General features: G+C 59.9%; 6 protein-coding genes. 3 read left to right on the top strand and 3 right to left on the bottom strand.

Annotated features, from left to right (window positions below; genetic code table 11):
- Nucleotides 1-82: 82 nt before the first annotated feature.
- From NW835_RS08040 to NW835_RS08030, 3 genes are read right to left on the bottom strand one after another with little or no spacing between them, the layout of a single operon-like run.
- On the bottom strand, nt 83-2,620 hold the full coding sequence (locus NW835_RS08040) for a UPF0182 family protein (protein ID WP_414414999.1): 2,538 nt from the start codon (nt 2,618-2,620) through the stop codon (nt 83-85).
- Nucleotides 2,621-2,624: 4 nt separating this feature from the next.
- Nucleotides 2,625-3,995: a TIGR03279 family radical SAM protein gene (locus tag NW835_RS08035; RefSeq protein ID WP_414414998.1), complete on the bottom strand. Its 1,371-nt coding sequence runs from the start codon at nt 3,993-3,995 to the stop codon at nt 2,625-2,627.
- Nucleotides 3,996-4,015: 20 nt separating this feature from the next.
- Nucleotides 4,016-4,303, bottom strand: coding sequence for a DUF2103 domain-containing protein (locus NW835_RS08030; protein ID WP_414372156.1), 288 nt, complete (start codon nt 4,301-4,303; stop codon nt 4,016-4,018).
- Nucleotides 4,304-4,459: 156 nt separating this feature from the next.
- Between NW835_RS08030 and NW835_RS08025 the strand changes: the two genes are divergently transcribed.
- The 3 genes from NW835_RS08025 to NW835_RS08015 all read left to right on the top strand — a co-directional run.
- The gene (locus NW835_RS08025; protein WP_414414997.1) at nt 4,460-4,582 is read left to right on the top strand and encodes a hypothetical protein; all 123 of its coding nucleotides are present in this window, start codon (nt 4,460-4,462) and stop codon (nt 4,580-4,582) included.
- Nucleotides 4,583-4,639: 57 nt separating this feature from the next.
- The gene (locus tag NW835_RS08020) at nt 4,640-4,825 is read left to right on the top strand and encodes a hypothetical protein (RefSeq protein ID WP_414414996.1); all 186 of its coding nucleotides are present in this window, start codon (nt 4,640-4,642) and stop codon (nt 4,823-4,825) included.
- A gap of 14 nt (nt 4,826-4,839) precedes the next feature.
- Nucleotides 4,840-5,367, top strand: a 528-nt coding sequence (locus tag NW835_RS08015; RefSeq protein WP_414414995.1) for a hypothetical protein, incomplete at its 3' end; no start/stop codon positions are given.

The raw sequence follows: 5,367 nt of genomic DNA, 5'->3' as shown, positions 1-5,367 counted from the left end.
CGAAGATTGACAACACAACCTTAAAACATCCGTTAAGTTCTGTCAACTGGCTTTGGGAAATCTGAGAAGGGATCCCCCAGCCTCAGCGGTTGGAGCGGCGACTGCCGGTGGGGGAGAAGAGGGCTTCCAGGGCCTGGCTGAGGGTTGGCTCCATCACCACCCGGTCTTCGTAGGCGGCGATGACCCGGGTAAGCTGGGGCAGGCGGCCCTGTTCTGCCTCCAGGTAGAGGGGCTGGACGTAGAGAAGCGAGGTCTCGATGGGGATGACCAGCAGCGTGCCTAGGTTCACCCGCGACCCGTGTTCGTTCCAGAGGGCAATTTGCTCGGAAATGGCGGGATCCTGGTTGACCCGCGCCTCTACCTGTTCTGGCCCGTAGATGAGGCGCTGCCTGGAAAACTCATACACCAGCAGCTTGCCGTAGTTTTCCCCATCGCAGCGGGCAGCCATCCAAGCCACCATGTTCTGCTTGTTGAGGGGGGTAAAGGGGGAAAGCAAGACAAACTGGGGCTGGTTTTCCTCCGGCAAGGTGAGGACAAGGTACTGGGGCTGCATGGGGAGGCGCCGTTGCTTGCGGAACTGGTTGGGGATCTGCCACTGGTCTTCCCGGTTGTAGAAAACACGGGGATCCGTCATGTGGTAAGTGGCAAATTGCTGCACTTGCAGGCGGAAGAGATCCTGGGGATAGCGGATGTGCTGCCGCAGCGGCTCCGGCATGGCCTCTAGGGGCTGGAACAGGGTGGGGTAAATGCGGGCGTAGGCTTGGATGAGGGGATCCCGAGGATCAGCAATGTACCAGTCGATGCTGCCGTTGTAGGCGTCCAGCACCGCCTTGACGGAGTTGCGGATGTAGTTGAAGGGGAAGCCGGGCAGATGCTCCGAGTAGGGGTAGCGGCTGCTGGTGGTGTAGGCATCGAAAAACCAGTAGAGTTTGCCCCCTTGAATCACCAGGTAGGGATCCCGGTCGTAGAGCAAAAAGGGCATCACCTGGCGCACCCGTTCCCGGATCTGGCGGCGATAGAGAAAGCGGGTGGTAGAGGAAAGCTCGCGGCTGAGAAGAATGCGCAGATCCCGGAAGTGCCAGGCGTAGAGAAAGCGCTGCCAGAGGTGGGGGATGGGCACGCCGCCCGTGCCGCGGTAGCTGCTGTAGACATAGCGATCGGCAGCGGGATAGTCCAGCTCCCTTGCCTCGGCTCCCACAAACACGTCGGTAGTGGTCAGCTCGCCGTAGTAGAGAGCCGGCTGTTCCACCCGCAGCACCTGCGCCACCTCCGGGTAGCGGGGAGAAACCCGCGGTGGGATATCCGAGAGAAAAAAGTCCGGCAGTCCCTCTGGGGTAACCACGTTCACCGGGCTGAGGGTGAGGCCATAGCCGTGGGTGTAGAAAAACCGCTGGTTAACCCAAGTTTGGGCCGTAGGCGGCACCTGGGCAAAGTCCAATTCCCGCGCAGCGTGCATCACTTGGCGCAGTTCTCCGCCAATGCGGTAGCGATCCACATCCACATCGGGAAACTGGTAATAGGGACGGATCTCCTGCAGTTGGCGATAGGTAACCAAGAGAGGCTCCGTATCCCAAAGGCGCACGTTGCGCAGGGTGGATTGATTTTGCTGCAGGATCTCCCAGGTAAGAGATCCCTCCTCCAGAAAGGGTTTCACCTCCACCTCGGTCAGGCCAAAGCCAGCGCGGGTAAAGCGGATGTTGTGCTCGATGTAGGGGCGCTCCAGCTCCAGCTCGTTGGGGGTGACCAAAAGGGTTTGCACCAGTTGCGGGTAAAGCCGGGTAGTCAGCAGCCCAAACCCCAGGTAGGCCCCCCAAAGCAAAGCCGGTGCCAGCAGGGAACTGGCCCAAGCAGGGCACCAGGATTTGAAAAAGGGAAGGCGGAGGCGGATCCCTTGGCGGGCCAAAACCCAGAAGCCAATGGCCGTCAGGAAAGCCACCCCGCTCATTAGAGTGGTGGCTGGCAGGGTGGCGTGGACATCGGTAAAACCGGCGCCAAAGACAACGCCACGGGTGGAGTAGAGCAGCTCATAGCGATCCAGCCAGTGGCCCCAGGCGCGAATTAAAAACAGGGATCCCGCCAGGATCAGCAAGTGCCGCTGGGCAAACAGGGAAAGGGCCAGGGTCAGCCGCTGCTCCGATAGCCCTAGCTCCACCAGGTAGATGAGCGCTGTCGTGATCAGAGTGAGCAGCACCAAGTTGAAACACCAGTGCTGCAGCGTCTCCCAAAAGGGCAGGCCGAAAAGAAAAAAGCCCAGATCGCGGCCAAAGATGGGGTCGGACTCCCCGACAGGCACTTGGTGGAGCCAGAGCAGCAGCGTAAACCACTGATTGGAAAGAGCCCAGGCAAAGCATCCACTCAACCCCAGCGCGATCGCCCAGGCCCCTGTCAGGGTCGCTCCCCGCCAGCAGGCGCGCAGGTTGGATCCCACCACCGCCAGGGCAAAACCAAAGGCGCCCAGGCCCAGCCCCCAGCGGGCAAATACCCGCGTCCACAGCACCGGCAAGGCGTTCAGCTCGGCAAACCAGGCCAGATCTACATAGAAGGCCGCCAAGCCGCTGATGGCCAGGATCCCTAGTCCAATCCAAAGCAATAGGAGTAGCCCTCGCCGCAACTGCTGCATGGCCTCACAGTCCTTGGCCCGGAGCTGCCCTTGATCCTAGCCCCTGCACCGCCTGCAGCAAGCCCGCTGGACCCCCGTCCACCCGCACCACCGGGATCCCGACTTGGGCCTGCAACTCTTGCCAGCTCAGATCGTCTAGAAAGCGCTCCCCATCCTTAAGAGCAATCTGGGGCAAAAGTAGCCCATCGTAGCTTGCCAAGTTTTCAACGGATTTCAGAGCGCCCAGAATGTCTTGTCCTGTCAACAACCCGGTTACCGTCAGGGTTTGTCCCCAAAATTGGCTGGCAATGGGCAACAGGTCCAACTGCAGCCCCCGAATGCCGTTCATCCGCTTGACCACGGGCTGGAAGGCCTGTTCCACGGCGTTGCCCACCACCCAGAGGACTTTGAGGGGAGCAGGGATCCCAGCCGGCAGCTGCACCTGCTCGAACTCGCTCAAGAACAAGCGCAGGGATCCCACCCCATTCCCCAGTTGGGGGTAATCTTCGTAGTGCTCTGCCGGCGGCAATTCCCGACCCGCCAGCAGATACCACTCATCGGCCAGCCAGGCAAAGGTGGATCCCAGTTCTTGCCGAAACTGCGCCTGCAGCGCTTCCACCTGATCAATCACCTCCGCCGCTTTGGCAGCATCCACCGGGATTAGCTCATCATTGGGGGGACGAAAGCGGGTTAGCCCCACCGGCACCACCGCCACCGAGAGGACGGTTGGGATCCCTTCAACAGGTTGGCCAAAGGCGGCCAAGTCCAGAAGGGTGCGAGTTAGCTGCTCCCCATCGTTCCAAGCTGGGCAAACCACCACTTGGGCATGCAGTTGCAGGCGGTGTTGGCGAAACCAGGCCAACTGGTCCAGGATCAAGCCGGCACGCGGGTTTTTGAGCAGGCGGCTGCGCAACTGGGGGTCGGTGGCATGGACCGACACATAGAGGGGAGAAAGGCGCAGGCGGGCAATGCGATCCCACTCGGCAGCAGTCAGGTTGGTGAGGGTGAGGTAGCTGCCGTAGAGAAAGCTGAGGCGGTAGTCGTCGTCTTTGAGGTGCAAGCTTGCCCGCATCTCAGGGGGCTGTTGGTCGATAAAGCAAAAGGGGCAGGCGTTGTTGCATTGGATGAGACCATCGAACAAAGCCGTCTCAAACTCCAGCCCCAGATCCTCGTCCACGTCTTTTTCCAGCTCAACCGTGCGCGGGATCCCTTGGCTGTCTAGGATCTCCAGGCAGAGATATTCCTCAGCAATGAGGAAACGGTAGTCGATGAGGTCGCGGGGTTTCTCGCCACTGATGCTCACCAGCGCCTCCCCCGGCTGAATGCCCACCTTTGCCGCCAGGGATCCAGGTAGGACGGCGCTGATGCGGGCAGGCTTGAGGCTAGCACGGGACATGGCGCGCCCAGAGTACAAACCTACTCCAGACAGCGGCGAATTGCTGCTTCCAGCTCCGACTGGCTGAGGTCGGTAACCACAAACACCTCTTGCACGCTGCTGCCCTTGCGGGCCACCAACTTGTATCCACCCCGAATAGGCACGGAAACCCGCAACTGTAACTGAGGGATCCGCCCCCGACTGCAGGACAGGGCGCCCGGGGTTACAGTTTTAATGCCCGGCTGTCGAGTCAGGCGCTCCAGGACAGGGATCAGCCCAGAAATGTGGGTGGAGTGGTTCCAAACCAGACGACCAGCAGGCTCAGACATAGCGGCAACGCAACAGCGAGAGAGGCTGGATCTCCATGCTAAGCTCTTGCCCTTGCAACTGAGAATAAGCCTTGGCGAACTCTCCAAGTGCAGGCATTTTCAGAGGGTTTTCTCTGTGCTAGTTTAGCGGCAGCAAACGCGGGAAGCTCCTGACTTATGGTTTCCGAGCAAGTCATCCTAGAGATTCCCGAAGCTATCCTGAAAGGCCTGCAGAATGGAACCTACGAGCGCGTAGGCGGCGTGGTGCGAGAAGTGGCCTCTAAGCGGGTGGTGGCCTAGCTGAGAGAAACTGGTGGCCTGACACTCGCAAATAGCATTGGCAACTGGATCCCGGGAGTGGATATCATCAACGGGATCTTTGCCAACATTCAGTTGAGGCAGATCAACCTAAGACTAATCGACATTGGCAATAAACTAAACACTGTCTTAGGCTTAACCCAATTTAATATCCGCGGCGTGGCGGCAGTGGGATATGCTTTAGGGGCTGCCGATGCACAAAAGCCAAACTTGCCATGGCCATAGATAGCCCTCTACCTTTGGTTCTTGTGGTACGCTACACCTCGCCTCAGACTTGGCTGCCGGTCGTGGCCCACGACGACGTGGAGCGAGCTGCGCAGGCGCTGCGACACCTGCAAGCGCGCCGGCCCGGGCAGCAGTATGGTCTAGAGAACTCCTACGGGCAGCAGTATGGTCTAGAGAACTCCTATATTCTATTTGAGCGCCGCACCGAAGCCTTGATTTGCTTGGCTTATCTGCTGCGCCAGCTGGGGCGGCAATACGACCCTGATGAAACGGATCTGGACCTGAAAGTTACCGTTTACGGCTTTGCCCGCAGTGATCCGCCGCCACCGCAGCTGTGGGGTTGGGAGGAGCCCTGCCTGTTCTTTGACCGCGAGCACCCGGAGCTGTGGCTCGAGCCCCAGTCGAGAATACGGCTGAAGGGCTGGATGGTGCGGTGTCAGTTCCACGTCCACTGCGGCCAGACGCTGCAACAGTTGTGGGACTTTAGCGGCCTGGCTTACTCGCCGGCTCATGAGCAGCTCAAGTTCTGGGAGCGGATGTTG

Source organism: Synechococcus sp. OH2 (genome assembly GCF_047462155.1).
Classification (GTDB): Bacteria; Cyanobacteriota; Cyanobacteriia; order Thermostichales; family Thermostichaceae; genus Thermostichus.
Note: the sequence above shows the minus strand (reverse complement) of the source record. Positions and strands in the feature narration are given on the sequence as shown.